Source organism: Acetomicrobium thermoterrenum DSM 13490 (assembly GCF_900107215.1).
Classification (GTDB): domain Bacteria; phylum Synergistota; class Synergistia; order Synergistales; family Acetomicrobiaceae; genus Acetomicrobium; species Acetomicrobium thermoterrenum.
On the sequence record NZ_FNPD01000010.1, the window covers coordinates 1 to 26,259 of the forward strand.

Annotated in this window: 25 protein-coding genes, 3 tRNA genes and 1 pseudogene; 28 read left to right on the plus strand and 1 reads right to left on the minus strand. The window is 49.1% G+C overall.

Annotation, left to right across the window (positions count from 1 at the left end):
- From BLU12_RS08100 to BLU12_RS08195, 21 genes and pseudogenes are all read left to right on the plus strand, one after another.
- On the plus strand, positions 1 to 291 hold a 291-nt coding region (locus BLU12_RS08100; RefSeq protein ID WP_143270391.1), incomplete at its 5' end, for a transposase.
- 90 nt (positions 292 to 381) lie between these two features.
- Positions 382 to 457, plus strand: a tRNA-Lys gene (locus BLU12_RS08105).
- A 28-nt stretch (positions 458 to 485) separates the two neighbouring features.
- Positions 486 to 561, plus strand: a tRNA-Glu gene (locus tag BLU12_RS08110).
- 14 nt (positions 562 to 575) lie between these two features.
- Positions 576 to 651: transfer RNA gene (locus BLU12_RS08115), tRNA-Thr, on the plus strand.
- A gap of 44 nt (positions 652 to 695) precedes the next feature.
- Complete coding sequence (locus tag BLU12_RS09985; protein ID WP_159428520.1) at positions 696 to 836, plus strand: hypothetical protein; 141 nt, start codon at positions 696 to 698, stop codon at positions 834 to 836.
- Positions 837 to 848: 12 nt separating this feature from the next.
- Positions 849 to 1,187: pseudogene (fliW, locus tag BLU12_RS10225) on the plus strand (flagellar assembly protein FliW); the annotation flags it as partial.
- A gap of 126 nt (positions 1,188 to 1,313) precedes the next feature.
- Entirely contained in the window at positions 1,314 to 1,961 is a 648-nt protein-coding gene (locus BLU12_RS08125; protein WP_091461921.1) for a histidine phosphatase family protein, read from the plus strand.
- 22 nt (positions 1,962 to 1,983) lie between these two features.
- A complete protein-coding gene (locus tag BLU12_RS08130) occupies positions 1,984 to 2,553 on the plus strand; it encodes a sigma-70 family RNA polymerase sigma factor (protein ID WP_091461924.1) in 570 nt (189 codons plus the stop codon).
- Positions 2,554 to 2,585: 32 nt separating this feature from the next.
- Positions 2,586 to 3,236: a hypothetical protein gene (locus BLU12_RS08135; protein WP_091461926.1), complete on the plus strand. Its 651-nt coding sequence runs from the start codon at positions 2,586 to 2,588 to the stop codon at positions 3,234 to 3,236.
- A 16-nt stretch (positions 3,237 to 3,252) separates the two neighbouring features.
- Complete coding sequence (locus tag BLU12_RS08140; protein ID WP_091461929.1) at positions 3,253 to 5,127, plus strand: BamA/OMP85 family outer membrane protein; 1,875 nt, start codon at positions 3,253 to 3,255, stop codon at positions 5,125 to 5,127.
- 93 nt (positions 5,128 to 5,220) lie between these two features.
- Complete coding sequence (locus tag BLU12_RS08145; RefSeq protein WP_234945570.1) at positions 5,221 to 6,384, plus strand: hypothetical protein; 1,164 nt, start codon at positions 5,221 to 5,223, stop codon at positions 6,382 to 6,384.
- A gap of 22 nt (positions 6,385 to 6,406) precedes the next feature.
- Entirely contained in the window at positions 6,407 to 7,474 is a 1,068-nt protein-coding gene (gene lpxD, locus BLU12_RS08150; RefSeq protein ID WP_091461934.1) for a UDP-3-O-(3-hydroxymyristoyl)glucosamine N-acyltransferase, read from the plus strand.
- Complete coding sequence (gene lpxC, locus BLU12_RS08155; protein ID WP_091461936.1) at positions 7,434 to 8,285, plus strand: UDP-3-O-acyl-N-acetylglucosamine deacetylase; 852 nt, start codon at positions 7,434 to 7,436, stop codon at positions 8,283 to 8,285. The genes lpxD and lpxC overlap by 41 nt, the downstream gene beginning before the upstream one ends.
- Complete coding sequence (fabZ, locus tag BLU12_RS08160; RefSeq protein ID WP_091461937.1) at positions 8,282 to 8,749, plus strand: 3-hydroxyacyl-ACP dehydratase FabZ; 468 nt, start codon at positions 8,282 to 8,284, stop codon at positions 8,747 to 8,749. Before lpxC ends, fabZ begins: the two co-directional genes overlap by 4 nt.
- 2 nt (positions 8,750 to 8,751) lie before the next feature.
- Positions 8,752 to 9,570 carry an acyl-ACP--UDP-N-acetylglucosamine O-acyltransferase gene (gene lpxA, locus BLU12_RS08165; RefSeq protein ID WP_091461940.1) on the plus strand — a complete coding sequence of 273 codons (819 nt, stop codon included), beginning with the start codon at positions 8,752 to 8,754 and terminating at the stop codon, positions 9,568 to 9,570.
- Complete coding sequence (locus BLU12_RS08170; protein ID WP_091461941.1) at positions 9,563 to 10,027, plus strand: KdsC family phosphatase; 465 nt, start codon at positions 9,563 to 9,565, stop codon at positions 10,025 to 10,027. The genes lpxA and BLU12_RS08170 overlap by 8 nt, the downstream gene beginning before the upstream one ends.
- 9 nt (positions 10,028 to 10,036) lie before the next feature.
- On the plus strand, positions 10,037 to 11,146 hold the full coding sequence (gene lptG, locus BLU12_RS08175; RefSeq protein WP_091461944.1) for an LPS export ABC transporter permease LptG: 1,110 nt from the start codon (positions 10,037 to 10,039) through the stop codon (positions 11,144 to 11,146).
- A gap of 5 nt (positions 11,147 to 11,151) precedes the next feature.
- A complete protein-coding gene (locus BLU12_RS08180; protein WP_200778744.1) occupies positions 11,152 to 11,958 on the plus strand; it encodes an LpxI family protein in 807 nt (268 codons plus the stop codon).
- Positions 11,955 to 13,058, plus strand: coding sequence for a lipid-A-disaccharide synthase (locus BLU12_RS08185; protein ID WP_091461948.1), 1,104 nt, complete (start codon positions 11,955 to 11,957; stop codon positions 13,056 to 13,058). The genes BLU12_RS08180 and BLU12_RS08185 overlap by 4 nt, the downstream gene beginning before the upstream one ends.
- Entirely contained in the window at positions 13,055 to 14,161 is a 1,107-nt protein-coding gene (locus BLU12_RS08190; RefSeq protein WP_091461951.1) for a glycosyltransferase family protein, read from the plus strand. The genes BLU12_RS08185 and BLU12_RS08190 overlap by 4 nt, the downstream gene beginning before the upstream one ends.
- Positions 14,149 to 15,921, plus strand: coding sequence for an ABC transporter ATP-binding protein (locus BLU12_RS08195; protein WP_091461952.1), 1,773 nt, complete (start codon positions 14,149 to 14,151; stop codon positions 15,919 to 15,921). The genes BLU12_RS08190 and BLU12_RS08195 overlap by 13 nt, the downstream gene beginning before the upstream one ends.
- 7 nt (positions 15,922 to 15,928) lie before the next feature.
- Here BLU12_RS08195 and BLU12_RS08200 read toward each other — a convergent pair whose 3' ends face one another.
- A complete protein-coding gene (locus BLU12_RS08200; RefSeq protein WP_091461954.1) occupies positions 15,929 to 17,527 on the minus strand; it encodes a Na/Pi cotransporter family protein in 1,599 nt (532 codons plus the stop codon).
- Between the two features lie 168 nt (positions 17,528 to 17,695).
- Here BLU12_RS08200 and lpxK point away from each other — a divergent pair, with 168 nt between their 5' ends.
- From lpxK to BLU12_RS08235, 7 genes are read left to right on the plus strand one after another with little or no spacing between them, the layout of a single operon-like run.
- The gene (gene lpxK / locus BLU12_RS08205) at positions 17,696 to 19,972 is read left to right on the plus strand and encodes a tetraacyldisaccharide 4'-kinase (RefSeq protein ID WP_234945571.1); all 2,277 of its coding nucleotides are present in this window, start codon (positions 17,696 to 17,698) and stop codon (positions 19,970 to 19,972) included.
- Positions 19,965 to 20,717 carry a 3-deoxy-manno-octulosonate cytidylyltransferase gene (gene kdsB, locus BLU12_RS08210; RefSeq protein WP_091461956.1) on the plus strand — a complete coding sequence of 251 codons (753 nt, stop codon included), beginning with the start codon at positions 19,965 to 19,967 and terminating at the stop codon, positions 20,715 to 20,717. The genes lpxK and kdsB overlap by 8 nt, the downstream gene beginning before the upstream one ends.
- Positions 20,702 to 21,550 carry a 3-deoxy-8-phosphooctulonate synthase gene (kdsA, locus tag BLU12_RS08215; protein WP_200778741.1) on the plus strand — a complete coding sequence of 283 codons (849 nt, stop codon included), beginning with the start codon at positions 20,702 to 20,704 and terminating at the stop codon, positions 21,548 to 21,550. Before kdsB ends, kdsA begins: the two co-directional genes overlap by 16 nt.
- A gap of 5 nt (positions 21,551 to 21,555) precedes the next feature.
- Positions 21,556 to 22,575 carry a KpsF/GutQ family sugar-phosphate isomerase gene (locus tag BLU12_RS08220; RefSeq protein WP_091461958.1) on the plus strand — a complete coding sequence of 340 codons (1,020 nt, stop codon included), beginning with the start codon at positions 21,556 to 21,558 and terminating at the stop codon, positions 22,573 to 22,575.
- A 21-nt stretch (positions 22,576 to 22,596) separates the two neighbouring features.
- Positions 22,597 to 23,832 (plus strand): 3-deoxy-D-manno-octulosonic acid transferase, encoded by a 1,236-nt coding sequence (locus BLU12_RS08225; RefSeq protein WP_234945572.1) that lies wholly within the window; start codon positions 22,597 to 22,599, stop codon positions 23,830 to 23,832.
- A 22-nt stretch (positions 23,833 to 23,854) separates the two neighbouring features.
- The gene (locus BLU12_RS08230) at positions 23,855 to 25,018 is read left to right on the plus strand and encodes an iron-containing alcohol dehydrogenase family protein (RefSeq protein ID WP_234945573.1); all 1,164 of its coding nucleotides are present in this window, start codon (positions 23,855 to 23,857) and stop codon (positions 25,016 to 25,018) included.
- A complete protein-coding gene (locus BLU12_RS08235) occupies positions 25,018 to 26,223 on the plus strand; it encodes a DegT/DnrJ/EryC1/StrS family aminotransferase (protein ID WP_091461960.1) in 1,206 nt (401 codons plus the stop codon). Before BLU12_RS08230 ends, BLU12_RS08235 begins: the two co-directional genes overlap by 1 nt.
- Positions 26,224 to 26,259 lie beyond the last annotated feature (36 nt).

Consider the following 26,259-nt stretch of genomic DNA (forward strand, 5'->3'; position numbering starts at 1 on the left):
GTATATAGAGCGAAGGAGAAGAACGAGGCAGCCAAGCTTTTAGACCTGATCATCATGAACCTGAAGGCTTCTGACGATGCCGAGTTGTACAGGTGGGGCAATACCCTAAAACGGTGGCGACAGCCTATATTAAACTACTTCGACAACAAAACTACCAATGCCTATACCGAAGGATGTAATACGAAGGTGAAGATGCTAAAACGAATCTCCTTTGGTCTTAGAAACGTAGAGGTCTACACAAAAAAGATAATGTTGGGATTCTTACCACCGGAGTGTTTCCACACTATTTGAAATAGAGCCCGAAAAATGTTGACTATTTCTTCGACCTGTGATAATTTCCTATTGCTCGCTCGGAGCAGTCTGAGGTAATTTGAATGAGGGGGGCCGTTAGCTCAGGTGGCAGAGCACCGGACTTTTAATCCGGGTGTCGCAGGTTCGAATCCTGCACGGCTCACCATTACAAAATTTAAGCAGTTCATTGAAGCGGTCCCATCGTCTAGAGGCCTAGGACACCGCCCTTTCAAGGCGGCGGCACGGGTTCGAATCCCGTTGGGACCGCCATTGTATAGTTGTAGGCCGGTGTAGCTCAACAGGCAGAGCAGCGCACTCGTAATGCGCAGGTTGGCGGTTCAAGTCCGCCCGCCGGCTCCAGTTTTTATGTTATGTTCAATATGCCAAAATCGGAGGCATTTCTTATGACAAAGCTTCAAACCCCGAGGTTCGGGCCCCTCGAGTCTCAAGAGGGAGATGTTATCTTTTTTCCAAAAGGCATTCCCGGCTTCGAAGATCACAGGAAGTGGATATTGGTAGGGGATGATGAAAACCCTATAAAATAGCTTCAAAGCCTAGACGATGAAGACGTTGCCCTTCCCGTTTTACACCCAAGTCTGGTCAGTTCCGATTACGACCCCCAACTATTAGAAGCTGACGTGAGAGAATTGAAAGCGACTGCGAAGGATTTACACCTCTTCGTAGTGGTGTCCGTACCGGAGGATGCCCCTTGGGATGCCACGGTGAATCTGGGGGCTCCGATTCGTTTGGGCATCAGGGCGCCAAAGGATGTCTTGATTTTGCGCAAGGAGCTTGCCGAGGAGGTAGCCCTTTCAAATAAACTTTCGGCTAAAACTAAAGATCTGGGCGTTTTGGGATCTTTGATGAAAAAGTCCCACCCGAATAATGATAGTTGAAGCCTTTTTTGTAAAAGAAGTATAAAAACAGGCCTCCCGATATCGGGAGGCCTGTTTTCTTGGATGAATTTACGAAGACTTTTGACGTAAAAATCCTTATAATAACAAGCAATGAGGTGATGCATCGTGAGGCGTCTCATATTTTTGCGCCATGGCAAGACAGAGTGGAACGGGCAATTTCGATATCAGGGCAAAACCGATGTTCCTCTTAACGACGAAGGTCGCATGCAGGCCGACCGGACGGCGTTGAGATTGAATTCCCTAAAGGTTGACGTCATATATGCAAGCGTGCTTTCCCGTGCAAGAGAGACTGCCGAAAGAGTATCAAGGCATTTAGGCGCTCCTTTGGGCGGTTTGCTGGAAGAACTGGTGGAAATGGATTTTGGTAATTGGGAAGGGATGCAGGTAACAGAAGTAGAAAATGCCTACAAAGAAGTTTACGCTCAGTGGAGAAAGTTCCCCGAAAAGGTCAAAATCCCCGGCGGGGAAAGCTTCGTTGAAGTTGTAGAGCGCGTTAATCGGGGAATGAAGAAAATTTTGGACGATGGAGGCGAAAACGTCTTGGTCGTTGCCCACGGAGGTTCCATAAGGGCTGCCCTAACAGGATTTTTTGCGATGGATGCCTCTGCGGCCTGGAGGACAAGGATCGACAACTGCAGTTTGACCTCCCTTGAGCTCTGGAGGGATCGGGTAATGTTGAGCTTTACAAATGACACACTTCACCTTCTCGTCGAAGACCCCGATTTCGTTCGCAATCTTCCCGTTTTGATTTAACCTTCAAGAGGGGGATTTTACGATGGATGGTTACGAGCCAATTTATCCCGAAGGTGAAGCAACTTCCGAAGAAAAATTGTGGCAAAGGATAAAATTCGGTGACGAAAAAGCTAGGGAAGAAGTGATAATTTCTTATAGACCTATGGTTTTTTGGCTTGCCAAGAAGTTTTACGTACCTTCCGATTCCTATCAGGACTTGATACAGGAGGGAATGGTGGCACTAATCGAGGCAGTCGATAGATACGATGTCAAAAGAGGTGCTAAATTCATCACCTACGCCTATTATCGCATTAAGGGGCGTATGGTGAATTTTCTCGAAAGATCGGAAGCAAGAGCACCCGAGCCCGTCGATATCGACGACCATCTCTACGAAAGCAACATGGCCAGTTACGACGATGAGGGTTGGTTGATCGATCTTGAGGCGGCTATTCGATCTTTGAGCGAAAGAGAAGCTGAGATAGTAAAAGCCATAGACTTAAACGGGTTATCCGTAAAGGAAGTTGCCCGGAAAAAGGGTGTCGATATAAGCTACATCTACAAGTTGAGGAGAAGGGCCATAGCGAAGCTAAAAAAGGTTTTGGGAGCAACTTAAGCGGTTTTTATTTTTATTTGGGGGGACTTACCGTGGAGAGACGTCTTTTGAGGATAAGGCGTTGGATCGACAGAAGCATAGAGGCCTGCAGGCGAGGCAGGCCAAGGGATGTGTTAGTCGAACTTGAATGTGCCGAGGCGGAGATGCGAATCGCCAGGGAAGAAATTCTGACCCTCATCTCAGGTTCAAAGAGCCATCGCATCTTTTTGCCGTTGAAACAGGCCTTCGTGTCTGTACTAGTGGCAGCTGTCTTTTTAGTGGCGCTGGCTTTGCCGACCTCTATGGAGGTGATCGGAAGCAGCGGCGAAAGAGCGCAGGCTTCAAGGCCGAGAGATGTCGAATCCCTTCGTTTGAGTCTGATAACCGATGAAGAGGAAAGGCTTATCATGGCTTTGCGAAAAAGTTTAAGCGATACAAACCTGGGGCGCTTCTACGATCCGGGAGAAGCTTCCGTGGCTGAGGCGAAGTCCGGGGAAAGGGAAACCTTAAAGGGCAAAAAGGATGACCTTGGCAGAAAAGATTTTGCGAAAAACGTAAAAAATGAGTCAAAGGACTTACCCGAAGAGAAAAAGAGTGGTGTATCATTTGAGGAAGCCATGTTGGAGGATTTCTTGAGGTTGGTTCGCCTTGGAGAGAAAGCCCTCAAGGGTCAAGAGGAGGCTGCCGTAGAGTTTTCAAATTGAAGGAGTGATCTCGGGGATGAAATTTTTCATTAGAATTGTGATATTCAGCTTAGTTTTCATGCTTGTAAATTCACCCCTTGCTTTTGCCCAGACGATGCCCAACGTTGTGGCCGTAGAGGTAGAGGGCAATCGGCAGGTGGACACCAACTACATACTGTCAATAGTCGGCACAAAAGCAGGCCAACCGGCAGAGCGGGAACAGATCGATAAGGATGTAGAGGCCATATATAATTTGGGCTTTTTCTCCTATGTCGACGTCAGAGTCGAGCCTGTAGCGGATGGCATCAAGGTAGTTTACGTGGTACAGGAAAACCCTGTCGTAAAGGAAATAAGGTTTGAAGGAAACGAAGTATATAGCGAGGATGAACTTAAAGAGCTTGTCTTTACGAAGCCGGGCAACATCTTCAACTCCGTCTTCTTCAGGCACGACCTCGAGAGGATCAGAAACAAATACCAGGAAGACGGCTATGCGATGATGCGAGTGCGGGATGTGCAAATTGAAGAAGGCATCATTACGGTAAAGATACTTGAACCCAAGGTCGGAGAAATTGCCGTGCAGGGAAACGAAAAAACTAAGACTTACGTTATAGAGCGGGAGATAAAGCTAAAACCGGGAGATCATTTCAACGCCAATGTGCTGAGACACTCCCTCAACAAGCTTCAGAGGATGGGATACTTCGAGACGGTGAACGTCGGTTTCGAGCCCACTCAGGACCCCGCCTTCGTAAACATCATAGTCTCAGTGGAGGAGCAGAGAACCGGAAGGATTGGCCTTACCATAGGTCACGGCTCAAGCAGCGGATGGAGCGGTGGCTTGTCTTACGAGGACACCAACTGGAAGGGGTTGGGCCATATCGCGTCTGTCGGATTTGAGACGGGTAAACGGGACCAATATTGGATCAGCTATGAAGAGCCCTTTATGGATGTCGATTATTACTCTTGGAGAGTAAACCTCTATAGGTGGGAGTGGGACGACATAGAAAACTACATAGGTGGGGAATCGGTCTTCGAGTACGAAGAAACCAGGACCGGCATATCCGTGGGAGCGGGCAAGAAGTTCAAACGCGACCCCAGGTTTAGCTGGTATGCAACGCTTGATTGGCACGATTCGGATATATCCTACGATGATATACGCTGGTACAGTGATTTCGAGAGCGCGGCGAGGGAAGTTAGCCAGAGTGATACCACCGGGAAATATACAGACAAGAGTGTGGAAGAAATTCAAAGGATATACTTCGACGAACACATGCAATCGGGGAAGACCTTCTCCATCACGGGCAGGCTGCAACGTTCTACTTTGGACGAGTATTTGAGCTATCCAAAGGGAGATGTCGTCAGCTTAAACGTAGAACAAGCGCTGGATTTCCTGGGCAGCGACTGGGACTTCACCAAATACTGGCTCGAAGCCAGATATTACACGCCAGTAACCAGAATAGGGGAGGTCTTCGATATCGACCTTGGGACGGAAGACACGCCCGTGATTTTCGCCGCCCGCGTGAGGGCAGGCTTTTCAAGCGGCGAAATTCCATTCATGGATCAGTATTTTTTGGGTGGAGACAGGGACCTTCGTGGTTATGAAGAGGACGAGTTTTACGGTACTGAGATGTTTTTGGCCAACTTCGAGTTGAGGATACCCTTAGAGCAGGCTTTTGGGCTAGTCTTTTTCTACGACGCCGGAAACGCCTGGGGGGATAGCGATCCTTTGATAGATTATCTTTATAAGACCGTAGGCCATGGCGAAAGCCGATCTTCCAGCTTCGATATTTCGGATCTGCATGATTCTTACGGCATAGGAGTTCGCGTGAGAACACCCCTCGGCAACTTGCGCATAGATCTGGCCGAAGGAGAATACGAAACCTATACGCACTTCGGGTTCGGCGAGCTCTTTTAAAGATAGGTCATGAGGCAGCTTAGGGGGGCGACAAAAGGGATCTTTTTTCTCCTTCTTTGGGCGAGCTTTTTCTGCGGGACCGCTCATGGGGATGTGAAAGTCTCTTTGATGGGTCCTCCCGATTGGCTTGTTGCGGCAATGAGAGAAAGCGTCATTGCCGTCATGAATGAGATGCCCGACTACGAAGTGAGCCGACAGGAAAGACTTCTTCGCATGGTATCGGAGAGGATCTTCGAGGGATATGAAATAAAGCGTGTGAACATAACGGGAGAAAGAGAGGTATTTATGGACTTTGTGTCAAAGGCAAAGCCCAAATGGAAGGTTGCCATCTCCGCTCCCAGACTAAGACAACCCTGTGACGGCTGGTTTTTAAAGGATATTTCTGGGGTTGATGAAGAAGTTCTAAATATGCTGAAAGACGTTCCCGTAGAGGCTTTAAAGTGGGCTGACGAGGTGTTTTTGAGGGAAGTTAATGGGATCGTCTCCTCCCGCCTTCCCGGTTGGGAGCCCCACGTTTTGGTGAGCCGAGAGGGCGATTTTCACGTTGTTAACATATCCTTCACGGCGACTCAGGATCTGATATTGACCTTCGATGCTCACATTTTTTCCAGGTCCCTGCCCTCCTTTTGGCAGTATGACATGCGCGAGAAGATGGCCGAAGGCCTGTCCCCCTTCGTCGGGATTCCAGTTAGCTGGGCTGCCAAGCACGAGAGGGATATAGAGCTTATTGTCGAGGAAAAATTGAAAGATATGTCATTTGCCGATACAGCAAAGATAGAAGTAGACACCAAATTTATGTCCTCGAGGATTGCAAGGGTCGAAACGAACGTAGAAAGCAAAAGATATGCATTCTACGTTTGGGGGGCAGCTTACGGCGGAACGGAGGACAAATCCACTGAACTGGGATTGCACTTCGGACGTAAGGCACAACCTTTTCCATCCTGGGATGTGGAACTTTACGGAGAGGCCATCCTTTCTTTAGATGACGGAGACAGCGAAGAGAGGTTGGGGTTGAGGTGGTCTCCCTACAGAGATATTTGGGTGGGCACCGAGAGAGAGCTTGAGGAAGATAAGACTTGGTATAGACTGTGGATAGAGGGCGGCATCAAGGCCTTTTACGCTTGGTGGCGCTATTCCGAGGACAGCGAAAACAATGCTGCATTGGGCTACCGCTTTACTGAACATCTTTCCTTGGAGATCTACCTGGACGAGCGAGACGATGACGAGGTCAGCGTGCGAGCGGTAGGCAATTTTTGAGGTTTTTGAAAGGAAGAGAGCTATGAAGAATTTCGATAGGGCCTGGAGTCTTTCCAAAGTTGCGACTTATTTGGAGGGCAGGTTGGCGGGAGATCCGGAAGAAGTCGTTTTGGGGATTGCTTCCCCCGAGGAGGCCGCCCCAAATTATCTATGCGTCGTGTGGGAAAAGAAGTGGCTTCAGAAGCTGGGGGAGAGGGTTTTTGTGATAGCTCCCGTGAATTGGCTGAGTCCAGGTCAAAGGGGAGTGGAAATCGAAGATCCGAAGAAGGCTTTGATTAAGTTGCTCTCCCTTTTCGAAAGGCCGCGTTCCTCGCAAGGGGGCGTTCACCCCTCAGCCGTCGTACATGAAAGAGCTTCAGTGGATCCTTCCGCATATGTAGGTCCTTTGTGTGTTGTGGATGAGGGGGCCGTGATATCTGCTAACGCCATCCTTGAGGCACACGTTTATGTAGGAAAAAACGTCTTTATTGGCGAAGGAACTGTAATTGAACCAAATGCGAGTATATACCACGATGTAACCTTGAAAAAAAGGTGTCTCATCCATACAGGCGCTTCCCTTGGTTGCGAAGGGTTCGGATTTTACAACGACAAGGAAGGTCTTATAAAGATCCCTCAAGTGGGAGGTTTATTGGTGGAAGACGACGTCGAGATCGGTGCCCTGACGAGCATAGACAGGGGAACAATTGGGGATACCCATATAGGTCCAGGCACCAAGATAGGAGACTGCGTCCATATAGGTCATAACGCAAAAATAGGCTCAAACTGCATAATAGTAGCCATGACCGGAATCGCCGGAAGCGCGGTAATAGAAGATAACGTGATTATGGCCGCCCAAAGCGGTGTCAAGGATCACGTAAAGGTAGGGAGAGGAACGATAGTGGCGGCCAAATCGGGGGTGACCAAGGACATTCCTCCGGGAATGATGGTCTCCGGTTTTCCGGCGAGAGACCACAGGGAAGAATTAAAGATTCAGGCGTTAATGCAGAAGTTGCCCGAAATATACGAAAGGCTCGTGCATCTGGAACGAAAATTAGGAGTGAAAGATCGCGATGGCAAAAAGAACGACCCTTCGAAGAACAATAGAAGTTAAGGGCAAAGGGCTTCACAGCGGAAGGGAGAGCGCTATTGCCTTGATTCCTTCCTATCGGGAAAGTGGTATAATGATCTGCGCTTCGAAGGGGAAAAATCTTTATCCCATCGGAGATTGTGAGCTTTTCTCGCCCGGCAGGTCTACCTGTCTGGTTTTGCCCGATGGCGAGATAATTTATACCGTGGAACATCTTCTGGCATCCCTTTATGGTATGGGTGTAGATGATGCAGTTGTAGTTGTAGAGGGAGGAGAAGTCCCCATATTTGACGGCAGCGCCTTGCCATGGGCGGAGCGCATAAAAGATGTCGGTCTGGCGGAAAAGGATGACGGCGAAGAAAGGCCCATAAATTTGTCATCTCCCCTGCTTGTGGAAGACGACGAGACTGGGGCGTGGGTTGCCTGCTTTCCCTCCGATGTTCTAAAAGTGAGCTATATAATATCCTTTGATAACGACTTCATAGGGACGCAGGTCTTTTCTTCAGTCGTAACGGAGGAGACTTTCCTTAAAGATTTTGCTCCTGCCAGGACTTTCGTAAGGCTTGAAGATGTGGATGAGCTAAAAAAGCAGGGTTTGGCCTTAGGCGGTAGCCTGGACAATGCATTGGTGTTCGATGATAAGGGATTGGTAAACGATACTTTCTTGCGCTTTGAAAACGAATGCGTCAGGCACAAGGCGGTGGATCTGCTGGGGGATCTGTCTTTAGTGGGCAAGTTCCTTTGTGCTCACGTCGTTGGGTTTAAGGCTGGCCACAGGCTGCATTTGCGGATGGTGGAACGTTTAAAACGGTTGTGCAGAGGTGATATGAGTTGACGATTGACGAGGATAAAATTGTTGATATTGATATCCATAAAATAATGAAGTGCCTTCCCCATCGCTATCCCTTTTTGCTTGTAGACAGGATTTTGGAGCTCGGCGAAGGGAAAATAGTAGGGCTAAAAAATGTCACCATCAACGAGCCCTTCTTTCAGGGACATTTCCCCGATGAGCCTGTCATGCCGGGCGTGCTTGTCTTAGAGGCCATGGGTCAGGTCGCTGCCATGATGATAGTGCTCCGTCCGGACATGCAGGGGATGGTCACCTATTTGACGGGAGTGGATAAGGCCAGGTTCCGCAGGCCCGTGTGTCCTGGCGATCAGTTGATCACGGAAGCGCTGGTGTGTAAGCTAGGAGGGCGCGTTGGACAGGTTAAGGCCACGGCCAGGGTTAATGACGAAATGGCAGCCGAGGCGACGTTTAGCTTCGTGGTGGCCAAGAATTTATTACAGAAGGGGTAACTATGAGAGTGACAATACATCCAACGGCAATAGTCTCTCCCGAAGCGGAGTTGGGGGAAGGAGTGGTGATTGGGCCCTATAGCATAATAGAGCCCAAAGTTCGTATAGGGAGAAATACATACATTGGATCCTATGTCAGGATTCTAAGCAACGTCGAAATAGGTAGCGACTGCAGGATATACGAAAACACCATACTTGGCGGCGAACCTCAGGATCACTCCTTCAAAGGCGAGATGACTAAGGTCATCATCGGCGATCGAACGATTATAAGAGAGAACGTTACCGTGCATCGTGCCACGGGAAAGAGCAATGTGACACGAATAGGTGACGACGTATTTTTGATGGAAGGCGTCCATGTCGGGCATAACGTTAAAATAGGAAACTACGTTACGGTGGCAAATAAAAGCGGACTTGCAGGGCATTGCGAAGTCGAAGATAACGCCAATTTGGGCGGAATGGTAGGTGTTCATCAGTTCGTAAAGATTGGTAAGTTGTGCATGGTTGGAGGCTTGTCAAAGGTCGTGAAGGATATTCCTCCCTTTACCCTGGCAGACGGGCGCCCGGCGAGGCTTTATGGTATAAACAGGATCGGTTTGCAGAGGGCCGGTTTCAATTCGACCCAGAGGGATCACGTAAAGAAAATATATAAAAGGCTTTACCATAACGATATTCCCTTGCGGCAGGCGCTGGATTTGATTCGCAGCGAAGACGTCGAGGATCCGATAGTCAGGGAAATCGTGAGCTTTTTCGAGAGATCGCGCAGAGGATTGGCGCCCTGGCCGAGAGTGCGTCCTACGTGGGAGATGTCGAATGATGATTAAGCTTTTGGCCATGGACGTGGATGGTACCCTGACCGACGGATCGGTATATATGGACGGAGAGGGACACGAATTCAAGCGCTTCGATATCCAGGATGGAATGGGCATTGCTCTCTTAAGGCGCGAGGGCATAGAAATAGCTTTAATAAGCGGCCGTTTTTCAGCGTCGACGGATCAGCGGGCCAAGGATCTGGGGATTTCTTTGGTCTTTAACGGCGTAAGGGATAAATTAGGCACCTTGAAGTCCTTAACCGAAAAATTGGGCTTGAGAGATGAGGAGGTAGCCTATATAGGTGACGACGTAAACGACATAGACTGTATCAAGTGGGCAGGCCTTGGCATTGCCGTTGCTAACGCGAGGCCTGAAGTCCTGGAAGCGGCCGGCTATATTACCAGGTCTTCTGGCGGCATGGGAGCTGTGAGGGAAGTGGCCGATTTATTGCTGAAAGAAGGAGTGTAGTTAGAGGTTATGGCTGAATTTCGCCTGAAATTTAGGTTATTGGATAAATTCATAATAACCGAATTTTATCCTACTTTCGTTTTTGGAGTAATGGTCTTTACCGTGCTTTTGGTTGCCGGCGACTTGCTTTTTGATATCGCCGATTTGCTCATCCAAAGCAGGGTTCCCTTCAGCATAGTAACCAGGCTTTTCGTATACCGCCTGCCCGGCGTAATAGTTCTCACCTTGCCTATGGCGGCTTTGCTTGCCACGATACTGAGCTTCGGAAAGCTGGCAACGCAATCGGAGCTCACAGCCCTCAGGGCTTCGGGGATTAGTTTTTATCGCATACTGCGCCCTGTATTCCTTGCAAGTATTTTAATTGGCGGCTTTGCCCTCCTTCTCAACGAAACCTTGGTGCCTTTGGCCGATAGGGCTGCCGATAATATAATGCGATACGAAGTTGCCAGGCAGAAACCATCCCTGCTCAAGGAGCAGATGTTTTTAAAGGAGGAGAGGGATGGCGCTCTGTCGAGAGTGATCTATATAGGCAAGCTGTTTCCCCAGGAGGGCAACATGGATGACGTCCTCATCCAGGAGTTTGAGTCGGGAGAAATTACCCGCATCATGACGGCCAAAAACGGAGACTGGAAGGAGGGCCAATGGTGGCTTTACAACGGTCAGGTTTTTAATGTCACCAAGGAAGGATTCGTAGAGCCGCTCTTCAGTTTTGAAAAACAACAGCTGTCTCTGCCCCTGTCGCCTTCTCAAGTTGTAACGAGTTCGCAGGATCCGAAAAAAATGAGCGCCTTTGAACTGTATAACTATATAAAGCTCATGAATGTACAGGGTTCTGACGTGAATTCACTGTGGGTGCTGTTACACCTTAGGTTGGCCGTGCCCTGGGCAAGCGTGGTGCTGGCTTTGGTGGGAGCGTCCGTAGGAGCTGGAACAAGGAGGTCGGGCTCAGGAATGGGCATAGGGGTTTCTATCTTATTGGTTTTTGCCTACTATGTGTTCATGTCCTTCTGCCGTTCTCTGGGTCAGGGCGGTTATATTCCTCCCTTGTTGGCTGCCTGGATGCCCAACTTGATTTTCCTTGCGTGTGGCGCCTTTATGGTTAAAGGGGCTAACAGGTGAAGACGATGGACTGTAAAACTATAGCTCTTATAGCTGGAGACGGACAACTGCCATTGGAAATTGCCCGCCGCCTTACCTGCAAAGGCTGCCCCCCTGTCGTATATTCTTTTGGAGAACATGCGGGGCGTCTTTCCAAGTATGCCCTGGAGTTGGTGAGGTTATCGGGGTTAAGTCTCGGCTTTTTGTTCGACGATATGAGATCTAGGGGTATTAAAGAAATAATAATGGCCGGGGTCGTTCCCAAAACGCTGATGTACCATCAGGGGCTACAGGATTCGAAGCTAAGGCAGCTGCTTAAAAAATTGCATTCCAGGGACGATCACAATCTTTTGGCCAATATCGTCTCCGCCTTCGAGGCCAGCGGTTTTCTCGTCGTCGGGTATAGGGATCTCATATCTGACTGGTTGGCGACGGAAGGGCACATAGCAGGCAGATATGTTACGGAGGAGGAGTTGGATGACGTAGATTACGGCAGGAAAGTCGCAAAAGCGCTTCTTCCCCTGTCGTTCGGCCAAACCCTGGTGATCCACAAAAGAGCTGTTGTTGCCGTAGAGGCCATGGAAGGGACGGACGCCATGCTGCTTCGAGCCGGCAGTTTGACAAGGGGCGGAATAGTTCTTAAAATGATGCGTCCCGATCAGGACGAACGTTACGATTTGCCCACCGTGGGCATAAAAACCTTGCAGAACATGTCGAATGCCGGGCTCAAGTGTTTGGCAATCGAAGCGGACAGGACGATTATCATCGAACCCAATGAGTTCAAACGTTATGCAGAAAGCTTCGATATCGCGGTTTTGGGGGTTAGACATTGAGTCTTTTTTTAAGTTGCGGCGAAGCCTCCGGAGACCATTATGCCGGGAGGCTTATAGAGGCCATTAAAAGCAAAATTGTCCCTGTCTGGGGTATGTTCGGCCCCGAAGGAACGATGGCCGGAGGCCATGCCCTGTGGGGTCTGGAGGAACTCCAGGTAATGGGCATCTCGGAAGCCTTTAGGGAGATTCCTAGGCTCATGCGTTTAAAAAACGCAATGGCCGATAGAGTCTTGAGTGAAATGCCTTCATGCGTGGTAGTTATAGATAGCCCTGATTATCATATCCCCCTGATTAAGGCCTTGAGGAAGAGGGGGTACGCTAAGCCCGTATTTTATGTCTCGCCTCCCACTGCCTGGGCCTGGCGAAGGGGCAGAGCCTCTGCGTTGAGGGATTTAAAGGTCGTTTGTCTTCCCCTCTTCGAGATGGAACACCTTTTTTATAAACAAAGGGGCGTGGAAAGTCATTGGACAGGCCATCCCCTCCTCGACGACCTGTCGGGCTACGTTCCAAAGGAAAGGGTGTTGAAAAATACTGACGCTTCGCCCATAGCGGCACTTTTGCCGGGAAGCAGGTCAAGCGAAACGAGGCGTCTTGCTCCTGTTTTAAAGGATGCCGGTTTAATGCTTCAAGAGATGGGATATCATCCGGTAATTTCCATAGCGAAAAACCTATCTGCTCGAGACAGGGAAATGATAAAAAGCATATGCCATCCTCTGACTTTCTTTGAGGGCAAAGGGGTGGATTTAATTTCCCAATCACAAATTGTTGTCGGAGCTTGCGGCACTGCTGCGGTAGAAGCGATGATGTTCGATAAGTTCATGGTGGTCCTATATAAGGCGTCGCTTTTGAGTTATATAGTTTTTAAGGTCATGGTTAAGACAAAGTGGGTGTCCATGCCAAACGTTTTGCTCCGGCGGGAGGTATATCCAGAATTGTTGCAGGGCAAGGCAAATGTAGGTGCGATAAAAAGGGCGATATGTATGTACCTGGAAAATTCCGCAAAAATACATACGGATTTGCTAGAAGCGAAAAATAAAATGGGAAGAAGGGGAGCTTATCGGCTCTGGGCCGATGTCATTCTCGAAAGGGTAGGAAGATGAAGTACGTATATATACTCAGCAACGGACCTGGAGAGCTGTGGGATTGGGCCAGACCTGTGGCATATGAATTGGCAAAAAACGAAATTAAGCCCCTTCTTTGGTTGTTGCCCTGTCAGTACGCTTCGGGTATGGAGCGCGCTTGCGCCGAGTTAATTCCCTTTCATGACGTTATAGGTCCCTACAATTGGGCGAAGACCTTTGCCGAGATGAGGAAGGCGAAGGACGTGGGCCTGGTAATGCAGTTAGGCGGTGACCTAATGTTTGGAAGGTTTTTGTCTAAGACCTCAGGGGCCAAGCTTTTTTGTTATACCTACGGTAAGAAAAGAGGTTTGCCAAAATGTTCTAAGGTGTTCACCGCCTACCAGGTAATGGCAAGGAGCATCAAGGGCGATGGAGTATGCCCCCATGTCATCGGAGACCTGGTCGCCGATTCTTTGAAGTTAAATTCCGTGCCGTTTGGCGGGGATGAATTGTCGCCCAAGGGATCGTCATCCTCAAGAAGGGTGGCCTTTTTCCCCGGAAGCAGATTCTCCATAAGAAGGAAAGCGTTGCCTTTCCTGCATGAGGTTTGCTTGTACCTTAAGTCCGTCATGGACGTGGAAGTAGTGACGTTGCTTTCGCCCTTTTCATTGAACGATGAAGTGTATGCTTGGAAGGAAGCGGGGTTAAACCCAAGAAGACAGCCCGCATCTACAGTATTGAAAGGCGTAGATTTGGCATTGACGCAACCGGGCACTAATACTCTGGAGCTTCTTTATTTGAAAGTCCCCACATTGGTGGCCGTTCCGTACGCATTTTTGAGCGATATACCCTTTAGCGGATTTAAGGGGGCACTGCTTCGCTTGCCTTGGATCAAAGGCAGGGTTTTCGATCTTTTATCGAAAAAGAGAGGCATGCTTTCCTGGCCCAACAAGATACTGGGAAGAGAATTAATGCCCGAGCTGGTCGGAGATTTTACGCCAAAGCAGATTGCAGAGGCCATGGCTCGTTTTTTAAAGGACGACACCTGGCTTAAAGAAACTTCTGCATCTATGGACAGATTTTCGCCCGCGAGGGGGGCTTCTAAAAAATTGGTCGAGGAGATAAAACAATGTCTCGTTTGAAGGATAAATTCTTGAACGTTGCTTCTGGAAATACCTATTTGCGCTTGGTGCGATACTTAAGGCCATACCTTGGGAGACTGTTTGCTGCCATAGCGTGCATGACCTTATCTTCCATTATGGCTGTGCTGCCTCCTTGGCTGTTGAAGAACATCGTCGATGACGTCTTGATACGAAAAGACCTCTTTATGCTAAACTTTCTTGCCTTGGGGATAGTATTAATCTACCTTTGCAAGGCAGTCTTTTCTTACGGGCAGACTTATCTGATGAACTGGGTAGGGCAGAAGGTGATAATGGATATTAGGGTCCAACTTTACGACCACATGCAGAAAATGTCCTTTCGCTATCTCTACAAGTCGCGGATCGGCGATTTGATTTCCCGAATCACCAATGACGTTATGATACTCCAAAACTTGGTAACTAACGTTATTATCGATTTGGTCGTTCATAGCATAACCTTCGTTGCCGTGATAATATTTTTACTCATTTTGAACTGGCGACTTGCAGTGATTACCTTTGTAGTCCTGCCCATCACGGCCTATGTTTTAAACGTGGCCTCGAAAAAGTTGCGCGTGGTAGGTTACGAGATACAGGAAGAGCTGGGTAGAGTGGTTGCCATAGCCCAGGAAGCGCTCTCTGCGATAAGGATAGTCAGATCCTTCGCCACTGAAGACGAGGAGCTGGATAAGTTTAAGGGGCAAAATAAATCGAACTTTAGGGCGCTCATGCATGGCATGCAAATTCATGCTTTTTTGGAAGGAGCTGTCGAGGTCATATTGATAGGAGCCCTTGCCCTGATTTTATGGATCGGCGGAAGGGACGTAGTGGCGGGAAGGGCCACGCCGGGTGAGCTGATTGCCTTCATCGGTTATCTTGGCCTGTTAGTGCAGCCTGTCAGAGTGTTGAGCAAAGTGGTCTCGGGAGTGCAGAGGGGTCTGGCGGCCGCCGACAGGATATTTGAAGTTCTGAACGTTTCGACGGAGGTACGCCCCCCCAGGTCGCCTGCCGTGTTAAAGGATGTCAAGGGCATGATCGATTTTGAGGATATCTATTTTGCCTACGAGGATGAAAATTGGATTTTAAGGGGCATAAATCTTCACATCTGTCCGGGGGAAAAAGTGGCGATCGTGGGTCATACGGGGGCCGGGAAGTCCACCTTGGTCGACCTGATACCCAGGTTTTACGACCCGAATCAGGGATGCGTCAGGATAGATGGTCATGATGTAAGACAGCTCGATTTGAAGACCCTTAGAAGGCACATTGGAATAGTACCGCAAGATCCCGTTCTCCTTAAAGGTTCCATAGCCTACAACATTGCTTACGGATGCCCCTGGGCCTCCCGCGAAGACATCGTGGAGGCGGCGGACAGGGCAGGCATACTCGACTTCGTCAAGAGCTTGCCAAGGGGCTTCGATACCGAGGTCGGAGAGCGGGGGGTCACTTTAAGTGGCGGGCAACGTCAGCGCATCGCTATTGCGAGGGCCATCGTGAGAAATCCCAGAATACTCATAATGGATGAAGCGACATCTTCTTTGGATGCCGCTATGGAACAGCATATTCATGAATCCATGCAAAGGGCTATGGAGGGGAGGACTTCTCTGATCATTGCACACAGGCTCTCTACGGTCAGAAACGCCGATCGCATCATAGTGTTGGAGAAAGGCGAAATTGTCGAAGAAGGCGACCACGATACCCTGCTCAAACGGGAAGGAGTGTACGCAAATCTCTACTCTCTCCAAATGGGCGAAAAATCCAGAGCTTAATTGATCCTTAGGAAGCCATTATTTCTCCTGCAATGTTAACCGCATGGTCTCCTATTCTCTCTAGGTGGCTTAGCATGTCAAGAAATACGACGCCCGAGGCGGGATAACATATTCCTTGGTTCAATCTCTTTATGTGTCCTGCGCGGAGCGTTCGTTCCAAATCATCGAGTACGTCGTCCATGGCAATGATGCTGGCCGCCTTTTGCTTGTCGTCCTTCTCAAGGGCTTCGACCACTGTTTTCACGGATTCGACAGCTTTGTTCATCATCTCGTCTAGCTCCTCTACCGCTTGTTGCGAAAAGGGGAGGTTGTGTTTCTCGCGATAGTCGGCGAGCTCTACTATGGCTGTGGCGTGATCGCCGATCCGTTCTAGGTCGGCGGATATGCTTATTGCTGAAGTGAGGATTTTCGCTTGCGCACTGTTAACATCCTGTTGAAATATCTTCGCGACGTAGTAACTTATGGCCTCTTCGATCTCATCGATTACTTCCTCGATGTTGTTGAAGCGCTTTCGATCTGCTTTGGGATCTCCTCTAAATATGGCGATGGCCGTTTCCAGGTTATCGAGGCACAGGTTTGCCATTCTCACGACTTCTTTTTGGGTCTGTACGACAGCCATGAAGGGAACGGAGACCAGCTTCGCATCCAGATATTTTGGCCCATGCTCTATAGTCATCTCCGATCCCTTGACTAGCCTGCATACTAAGGCGATAAATCGAGGGGCAAAGGGGAGCAATACAAGAGTGGTCGTAACGTTAAATATGGTGTGAGCGTTGGCTATTTGCCTTGCAGCATCGAACCCGGAGCGTACAACTGCACTTTCAAGAGGCTTCAGAAAGGGCAGGAAAATCAGCACCCCAATGACGTTGAAGAGCAGGTGGGCGTAGGCCGTCCTTCTTGCGGCTAAGGAAGTATTGATGGATGCCAGCAGGGCAGTTGAAGTAGTGCCGATGTTAGCGCCGAGTACCATGGGCAGTGCAGCGCTTATGTCTACGACGTTTCTTGCAGCCAATGCTACCAGAAGGCCGGTCATCGCAGAGGAAGACTGTAATAGTGTTGTCAAAGCCGCCCCGGCAATTATGCCGATTAGGGGGTGGGTTTGTCCGATGCACAGAAAATTGACGAAAGGCGCGTAGGACTGGAGGGACGACATGGCATCGCCGGCGATGGAGAGGCCCAAAAATAATAGGCCGAATCCGAGAAAACAATCGGCCCATCCTTCTTTTATGCTCTTTCTCTTTCCCAAAAGCATCAGAGCCATTCCAAGAGCTATTGCAGGCAGGGCAGTTCTTTCGAGCTTAAAGGCTACCATTTGTGCTGTTACGGTGGTACCTATGTTGGCGCCCATTATAACTCCAATCGCCTGTTCGAGCCTCATTATCCCTGCGTTTACAAAACTTACACACATGACCGAAGTGGCGCTGGAGGATTGAATTATAGCGGTAACTATTATACCTACGATCACGCCCGAGAATCGATTCGATGTAAGCTTCTCGAGAAACCTTCTCAAGCGATCCGCCGCTATCTTTTGCAGCCCTTCCCCCATTTTCGACATTCCGTATAAAAACAGAGCTATACCGCCTAAAGCAACAAGTGCCGTTTCCAAATCAAAATCCCCCACTTTTGAGATTTTGTTCCCTTATGTTATAGCATAATTTTGGCCTCTTGGGTGATATAATGAACGATATCTTCCGCGTTTGGCCGAGGGTTTCATGAAAAGAAAAATTTCCTATTGCACATGGTGATTAAAATGAAAGGATTTCTCAATAAATATTTGGAGTATACGAGGGGGAGGGCCAAAAACTTCCTCTTCGGCCTTATTTTTACCCCCTTGGGATACATATACAGCCTTGGGGTGGTCTTTCGCAATTTCTCCTTTGATCATGGATTCAGAAGCTCACACGAACCGCCTCTGCCGGTTATAAGCGTCGGTAATATAACTATGGGAGGTACCAATAAGACCCCCTTCGTGGAGATGCTTGCAAGAAAATTCATGGGATTGGGGTTACGTCCAGGGATCATTACCAGAGGTTATGGCGGAAAACAAAAAGGCAAAGCTCCTGTCCTCATAATGAACGGCAAAGGGGATCGTAACGAAGTGGGCGACGAATCCCTGCTTCTTTCTTCCAGGTTGCCCGGCGTTCCCGTGTCAGTTTCGTTGGACAGGCTTGCGGCCCTGGAAAAGCTGTCATCCGAGGGTAACGTCGACATTGTTATATCCGACGATACCTTTCAACACAGGCGAATGGTGCGAGATGCGGATGTTGTTTTAGTCGATGCAACCTGTCCTTTTGGCAACGGGAAGCTCTTTCCTGCCGGTATTTTGAGGGAATCGCCGGAAAACCTAAAAAGAGCCCACATTTTAGTAATAACCAAGGCCGATCAGGTTAAGGCTGAAAAGCTGGATGCCTTGATAGAAGAGGTGCGTAAATATGTCCCGGACAAGCCGATTTTTACATCTAGGCTGGCACTTGAAAAGTGGAAACGATGGGATGGAAGCAGGCTGATCGATGCAGAACCCTTGACTTCGGGGACTCCTGTAGTAATATTTTCTGCCATCGGAAACCCGCCAAGCTTTCGCAGCTTTGTCGAAAAGATGGGGTTGGATGTCAGGGGGGAATTGCGTTACAGAGATCATCACCTGTACTCTGGGAAAGATCTAATCGACATAAAGAACTATTGTGGCGCTTTGGGAGCTAAAGCTGCCATATGCACCGAAAAGGACGTCTATAACCTTCCAGGAGGTTTCGATATGGGCTTTCCGATCCTCATTCCAAGCGTGGTGACTGCCATGGGCGAGGAGAGAAGTTTCTTTGAAAGCCTTGTAGAAACGTTACGACCTAAGATAGTGGTATCTTCCAACGGACATGGCGAAGATTCCATGGCCTGTATGTTGATCGAGCGGATCAAAAAGGACCTGCCTGAAGCGAAAATATATGCTTTTCCCCTGGTAGGCAAAGGCAAGCCTTTTCAGGATTCCGGCATAGAGATCTATCCCCCACCGCTTGATACTCCAAGCGGTGGGGTCATCAAATACAGCTTCCTCGAGCTCTTGAGGGACATAAGAGCAGGATTGCTCGGCCACGTCAAAAGACAGCTGGATGCCTGGGGCAGGCTGAGGGGGAAGATCAGGACCCCCCTCTGTGTTGGCGATGTATATCTTTTACTGCACGCTTTGTATGGCCAGGGAATTCCGCCCATGCTTTTGGCGACGGCCAAGACCGTCTATTTAAGAGGTCATTTCTTTATAGAGAAGTTGATCTTAAAAAAGAAGTCCAGGATAGTTTGGACGAGGGACGAACATACTGCCCGCGAACTGAAAAAAAGCTCCGTCAATGCCGTTTACTCGGGAAATCCAATAATGGATCTGGCAAGTGATAATAATAATTGGACCTTAGAAGATCCTTGGCCTAAGGCCGAGGGATACCGGGTGCTTCTATTGCCTGGAAGCAGACAGAACGCCTATAGAGATGTAAGGTTGTTATTAAATGCTGCAGAGTTGATAAGGGAACAAGTAAGAGCAAATTTTTTAATGGTTATAGCTCCAAGCATCGAGTGGGACAGGATGGCGTCGAGTCTTGACGGTTATTCATTGGAAAATGGATTTGTAAAAAAGGGGGAAATGGAAGTCCTCGTATCCTTTTGTCCCGTTCCGGCTGCTGCCAGAAGAGCTGACATACTGCTCGGTTTGGGCGGCACGGCCAATCAGGTGTGTGCGGGATTGGGCGTTCCCGTCGTTTCCATCGATGACAAGGGAAAAAGGGTCCAAAAAAGGCTCTTGGGAGAGGCGGAAGTCCTCCTTAAAAGGGATCCCAAAACCCTTGCTTACGAAGCAATATCGATTCTTAGGGATAGGGAAAGATACGAAGCCATGTCTTCGGCAGGAAAGTTGAGAATGGGCAAACCGGGTGCGATAGAGGAAATATCGAGATACGTCCTATTCGAGTTAGGATGGAAACATAGGCATGACCTATATTGCGCCCTGCGAAGCAGATTTCACGGTTATCATGAAACGCTCGAAAAGAAGGAGGTTAAATCAGGCGTTGAATAAAGATGTTTTAGCGGTAGTCCCAGCAAGATACGGCAGCACTCGATTGCCATGCAAGCCCCTCGTAAATATTTGCGGCAAACCTTTACTTTACTGGGTGTTAAAGGGACTGTCGGCATGTAATGTAGACGAGATAGTAGTTGCTACCGATCATAAGGAGATTGCCGATTACGCCATAGAGGAAGGCTATGAGGCGGTGATGACCCCCTTGGATCTGCCCTCTGGAAGCAACAGGACAGCCTGGGTTGCAAGAGAAAGAGATGCCGATATAGTTTTAAATGTGCAAGTAGATGACCCTATGGTAGGTCCTGATATGATCGACCCCTTGATAGCGGCACTCGGTAAATCAGAAGAAATAGATATTGCCCTCCTAGTGAAACGGATTGAGAAGGAAGAGGAAATTCCAAACCCCAATATCGTCAAGGTGGTATTCGACCAAAGGTGGCGTGCCCTTTACTTCAGTAGATCTCCCATTCCTTACGAGAGGAACAAGGGAGCGACGTATTATAAACATATTGGCCCTTATTGTTACAGGAAAAGTTTTCTGCTTGAATTCGATTCGTGGCCCCAGACTCCCCTGGAGAGGATCGAGAGCTTGGAGATGTTGCGCATTTTGGAGAGGGGCTACGATATTTTGTGCCTTGAGACCGAGAGAGACACCATAGAGATAGATACGCCCGATGATGTTTCAGCCTTCGAGAGATATTTAAGAGAACATGGAGATGATCTGCCTTGGTTAAAAAAATAACAATTGACGGCATGACAATAGGGGAGGGGCGGTTTGTTTTGGTTGCCGGCCCTTGTGTGCTGGAGAGCTTGGAGCTGGCTCTTGAAGTCGCCTGCGAAGTGAAGAAAATATGTGACGGTTTGGGCCTGGGTTATATATTCAAATCTTCTTTCGATAAGGCGAATCGCACTTCTATATATTCCTTTCGCGGTCCCGGGCTGGAGGTGGGTCTGCGGTGGTTGGAAGAGGTCAAAACTAAAGTGGGGGTTCCCGTCCTCACCGACATTCACGAGCCGAACCAGGCCGATATGGTTTCAAGCGTCGTTGACATCATTCAGATCCCCGCCTTTCTCTGCAGGCAGACCGACCTGATAATGTCGGCTGCCAAAACGGGCAAACCCCTGAACATCAAAAAGGCACAATTTTTGAGCCCCTATGATATGCGTTTTGTTCTTGAAAAGGCGAAGGAATCGGGCAACGATCAGGTTATTTTGTGCGAAAGAGGCACCACCTTCGGATATAAGCAGCTGGTAGTGGATTTTCGTTCTCTTTCCATAATGCGTTCCTTCGGTTGCCCCGTGATGTTCGATGCCACCCACAGCGTTCAGATGCCAGGCGGTCAGGGAGCCTCCAGCGGCGGGAAGAGACAGTTCGTCTTACCTCTTTCGCGTGCCGCGGTATCGGTGGGCATAGATGCTCTTTTCATGGAGGTCCATCCCGACCCCGACAACGCTAAAAGCGATGGCCCGAACATGGTGGCTCTTTCGAATTTGAGGGGGCTTCTCGAGGAATTGATTGCCCTTGACGACTTGGTCAAAAACAAGCTGGGTTGTGTCGAGATCGAGGAGGCGTAACCGATATGGAAAAGGCGATATATAAAGACAACAGAGAGCTTACCTTGTCTCGAGAGGACGAAGAGTTGCTCGAGGTCGGCAAAAGGGTATTAAAGCAGGAAGCGAAGGAATTGACCAATGCGTCATCGCGTCTCGGGAGGGAAATCATAGAGGCGGCGAAGTTGATATTTGACTGCAAGGGTCGCGTTGTGGTATGCGGCCTGGGAAAGTCGGGCATCATAGCCAAAAAGATTGCCGCCACCTTTGCATCTCTAGGTACGCCCTCCATCTTCCTTCATGCCACGGAAGGGGTGCACGGAGATCTGGGAATGGTATGCCGTGGCGATGTAGGGATTTTTTTGAGCAACAGCGGGCAAACCAACGAGGTGCTGGAAGTGGTTCCCTATTTTAAGCGATTCGGTATTCCCATAATAGCGATAACCGGCAACGTTTCATCTAGGCTGGGAAAAGAGGCGGATCTCGTTATTGATGCGAGCGTGGAAAGGGAGGCCGATCCGCTGGGATTGGCTCCTACCAGCAGCGCCGTGGTTCAGCTTGCCATCGGAGATGCTCTTGCAGTTATGGTCGCGGACTTGAGAAAGCTGAAAAGAGAGGATTTTGCGCTTTTTCATCCGGGAGGTTCCCTAGGGAAAAAACTGCTTTTAAAGGTAAGAGATGTCATGGGCAGTGAGGATAAACTTCCCTCAGTATCCCATAGGGCCACGGTGAGAGAGGCTCTCTTCGAGATAACAAGCAAAGGATATGGGGCTACGGTTGTCGTGGACGATGAGGGCAAGCTGAAGGGGATATTTACAGATGGCGACCTGCGCAGATTAATAGAGGATCGAGGAGAGGGTGGCGTCCTTTCTCTTCCCATTGCAGAGGTGATGACGAAAAATCCTAAGACCATAGACGCTGACGAGCTTGCCGCCAAAGGCGTCCTTCTAATGGAAAAACATGAAGTTAGCGTCTTGATAGTGGAAAAAGATGGATTGCCCATAGGCATGGTGCATCTACACGATATGCTCAAGGCGGGGGTGGCTTAACTGAACCTGAAGTCCTATTCTTTGTTGATCAGCCTTGCCTATTTGGGGCTTTTCCCCTATTTGAGAATACGTTATAGAGAGGGGTTTCATCAGAGAATAGGCAAGCTTGCAAAAGGGCAATTTAATAATACAAAGGACAGCCCAATTTGGGTTCACGGCGTTTCCGTAGGGGAAGTTCAGGCTGCCTTCCCTCTCATATATGAGGCCCGAAAAGGCGGCTGCTCTCTTCCTATATTCTTATCAACCGTGACTTGTACGGGAAAAAAGATGGCCGAAAAGCTGCTTTCGGAGCTCGTAGACGGGCATTTTTATTTTCCCTGGGATGTGCCTTGGATTATAAGGCGTTTTCTCGATGACCTCACTCCCAGGATTTATGTGGGGCTGGAGACGGAGATATGGCCTTGTCTGCTTCATGAGTTAAAAAAAAGGGAGATACCCTCTTTTTTGGTAAACGGCAGGTTTTCGGAGCGGTCCTTTAAGAAGGCCTGCAGATCCCGCGAGTTTTGGAAAGAGACCCTCGAGTGTTTTTCCAGGATATTGGTCCGTTCCTCCGATGACGCCGATAAACTCTACTATTTGGGCGTTAGTCCGGATAAAATAAAGATCATCGGCGACGTTAAAATTGATGCCTTGCTTTTAAGGCGTGATAGGGTCGACTCCGGCGCCTTAAGGGATAAATTGCATATAAGTGAGGAAGAACAGTGTCTGATAGCCGGTAGCACCCATAATGGGGAAGAAGCCGTTGTCCTCGAGGCTTTTGATTTGGTGAAAAAACAATTTCCAAAAGCCAAGCTGATCTTGGTGCCCAGGCACCCCGAGAGAGCTCGTGATGTATGCGCTTTGATCGGCGAAAAATTCGGAGTATCATTATATTCCGGATTGAAGGAAAATTGGGACATTTTGGTGATCGACGAAGTCGGTCTTTTGTTCGAGCTTTATTCTTTGGCCGATGCGGCCTTCGTCGGCGGGAGTTTGGTTCCTAAAGGAGGTCAAAACGTGCTCGAGCCGGCCTGTTTTGGCGTGCCCATAGCCTTTGGCCCCCACATGGAGGATTTTTCGATGCACGCCTCTGAGCTCGGCAAGATCGGTATTGCTCAAGTGGTGGAAGACAGCGCAAGTTTGGCTCGCTTATGGCTGAGTTCCCTGAAAATGAAGACCGAAAGCAGGAAAAGAGCCGTTGAATATGCGGAGAGCTTGGGCGGAGCAGCTGGACTTGCTATAAAAGAGATACTGGATTGCTTGAAAGGTAGAATTTAACGCATTAACAGGAGGGGTTACTTTGTCTTTTGAGATGTTCGTTCCGGGAAAGGCGTTTTTTGGAATCGGCAGCGTTTCTAAGGTAGGGAATTTGATGGGGGATGGCATGAAAAAGGCCATTATAGTCACGGATAAGAATTTGGCGAAGCACGGTACGGCGAAAAAGGTCGAGCAAATTCTTACAGCCAGAGGGGTAGATACGGTAATTTTCGATTCGGTGGAACCTGAGCCGTCTGTCGAAACTACCGACGAAGCTGCTTCCTTGGCCAAAAAATTTGGCGCCCAGGCTGTGGTGGGTTTGGGGGGAGGAAGCTGTTTGGACGTGGCAAAGGCCGTAAGCATCCTTTTAACGAATGAAGGGTCGGCTGCCAACTACCAGGGCTTGGGACTGGTCAAAAAGCCCGGTGTTTTAAAGGTAATGATACCTACCACTGCAGGTACTGGTTCGGAAGTGACTTTCACCGCCGTTTTGATCAGAAAAAGCGACGGTTTCAAAGGCGGCATCAACGACGAAAAATTGTTTGCCGATTACGCCATATTGGACCCCGAGCTCACGGTGACGGCACCTCCAAAAGTTACAGCCTCCTCTGGGATGGACGCCCTCATACATGCTTTGGAAGCCTATACCAGCAGGTATGCGACTTGGTTCAGCGACATGTTCGCCGAAGAAGCCCTAAGAAGAATAGGAAAATGGATCAGGGTGGCCACCTGGAATGGCAGAAACCTGGAGGCTAGAAGCCAGATGCAATACGCAGCCTATATGGCAGGATTGGCCTTGGTCCATGCGGGGGTGGGGGCCTGCCATTCCCTTTCGTATCCCTTGGGGGGGATGTTTGGGGTCGGGCATGGAGTGGCAAACGCCCTGTTAATCCCCCATGTGGTACGGGCCAATGCCTTGTGCTGTCCCGAGCGTTACACTGACGTTCTGAGATGGTTGGGATACATTGACGAAGAAGCCAATATTAATCCAAGGGATGGTGCCTTGCTTTGTGCGGAGGCCCTGGAGGAACTGCTCGAGGATTTAGAGCTGCCTACAACTTTAGAGTCTCTCGGCGTGGGCATCACAGAAAAACATTTTCCTGAGATGGCAGAAAAAGCTTTAGCAGTCAGCAGGCCAATGGAGAATAATCCAAGAGTTTTCGACAAGGATCTTTGTATCAAAATTTATGAGGAGGCGATGAAGTAATGCCGGGTTTTGAGCTGTTCGATCAGAAGGAAATAGACGCTCTGGCTGACGTAATTAAAAGAAAAGTGGTCCATAGGTATTCCTTTCAGGGCGTCAGAGAAGGGATTTACAGGGTGGCCGAATTTGAGGATGCTTTTGCTAAACGCGTTGGAGCTAAATACGCTTTGGGAGTAAGTAGCGGTTCAGCAGCTTTATATGTGGGGCTTAAGGCATTGGGGATAGGGCCGGGTGATGAAATAATAACCAGTGCCTTTACGTTCATAGCCAGCATCGAAGCCATTTTGGAGTGCGGCGCCGTCCCTGTTTTGGGCGATATAGATGAGAGCCTGAACTTGGATCCCACATCCGTGGAAAGCCTGATCACCGATAGGACTAAGGCCATAATGCCCGTACACATGTTCGGTGCGGCTGCCGATATGGATGCCTTCAGGGAAATTTGCGATCTTCACGGTCTTTACCTGATAGAAGATGCCTGTCAGGCAGTGGGGGCTAAGTATAAAGGAAAAGCCTGCGGAGGTTTGGGGATGTGGGGTGCATTCAGCTTCGATCCCTATAAGGTGATTACCGTCGGCGAAGGCGGAATGATCTTCACCGACGACGAAGAGCTTTACAAAAAGATGGAGTATTATCATGACCATGGCCACATTCATAATGCGAGCATAGAAAGGGGAGCCGAGGGGAAGGCCTGTCTCGGGTTCAACTTCAGGATGAGCGAGCTCCAGGGGGCCTTGGGATTGGTTCAGCTTTCGAAGCTCGATCTCGCCATCGAATCCCAGAAAAAGAATAAGAGAAAGATATTGGAAGCCATTGGCGACGTCGAAGGGGTTTCTTTGCGGGATCTTCCCGATCGTGACGGCGAGATCGCTTCCCATCTGGTGCTGATTTTGCCCGACGGCGATGCTGCTAAGCGGTTCAAAAAAGCCTGCATTGATGCAGGAGCGGGCTGTTCTATTTTGTCCGACAACACATGGCATTACGCCAAACATTGGGTTACTCTCAGAGAGGGCAAATATTATTCCAGGACGCGATGTCCCTTCGATTGTCCCTATGCCGAGGACATGCCTTTGTATCGTCCTATCGAGTGGACTCAAACCGAAGAAATTTTGACGCGGTCGGTTATGTTCCCCATCGATGTTGTCGTGGACGATGCCAGGATCGAAAGGCTTGTATCGGCCATTAACGCAGGAATAAAGGCGGCACTATAGGATTTTCTGTGGTCCGCTTGGGTGATCCGGCCTTTT

Bases quoted from the DNA above. Each gene is read 5' to 3' on its own strand.
- BLU12_RS08170 (WP_091461941.1), top strand. From the start codon at position 9,563: ATGATTAAGCTTTTGGCCATGGACGTGGATGGTACCCTGACCGACGGA.
- BLU12_RS08140 (WP_091461929.1), top strand. From the start codon at position 3,253: ATGAAATTTTTCATTAGAATTGTGATATTCAGCTTAGTTTTCATGCTT.
- lpxD (WP_091461934.1), top strand. From the start codon at position 6,407: ATGAAGAATTTCGATAGGGCCTGGAGTCTTTCCAAAGTTGCGACTTAT.
- BLU12_RS08180 (WP_200778744.1), top strand. From the start codon at position 11,152: ATGGACTGTAAAACTATAGCTCTTATAGCTGGAGACGGACAACTGCCA.
- BLU12_RS08190 (WP_091461951.1), top strand. From the start codon at position 13,055: ATGAAGTACGTATATATACTCAGCAACGGACCTGGAGAGCTGTGGGAT.
- BLU12_RS08195 (WP_091461952.1), top strand. From the start codon at position 14,149: ATGTCTCGTTTGAAGGATAAATTCTTGAACGTTGCTTCTGGAAATACC.
- BLU12_RS08220 (WP_091461958.1), top strand. From the start codon at position 21,556: ATGGAAAAGGCGATATATAAAGACAACAGAGAGCTTACCTTGTCTCGA.
- BLU12_RS08130 (WP_091461924.1), top strand. From the start codon at position 1,984: ATGGATGGTTACGAGCCAATTTATCCCGAAGGTGAAGCAACTTCCGAA.
- BLU12_RS09985 (WP_159428520.1), top strand. From the start codon at position 696: ATGACAAAGCTTCAAACCCCGAGGTTCGGGCCCCTCGAGTCTCAAGAG.
- lpxC (WP_091461936.1), top strand. From the start codon at position 7,434: ATGGCAAAAAGAACGACCCTTCGAAGAACAATAGAAGTTAAGGGCAAA.
- BLU12_RS08235 (WP_091461960.1), top strand. From the start codon at position 25,018: ATGCCGGGTTTTGAGCTGTTCGATCAGAAGGAAATAGACGCTCTGGCT.
- lptG (WP_091461944.1), top strand. From the start codon at position 10,037: ATGGCTGAATTTCGCCTGAAATTTAGGTTATTGGATAAATTCATAATA.
- lpxA (WP_091461940.1), top strand. From the start codon at position 8,752: ATGAGAGTGACAATACATCCAACGGCAATAGTCTCTCCCGAAGCGGAG.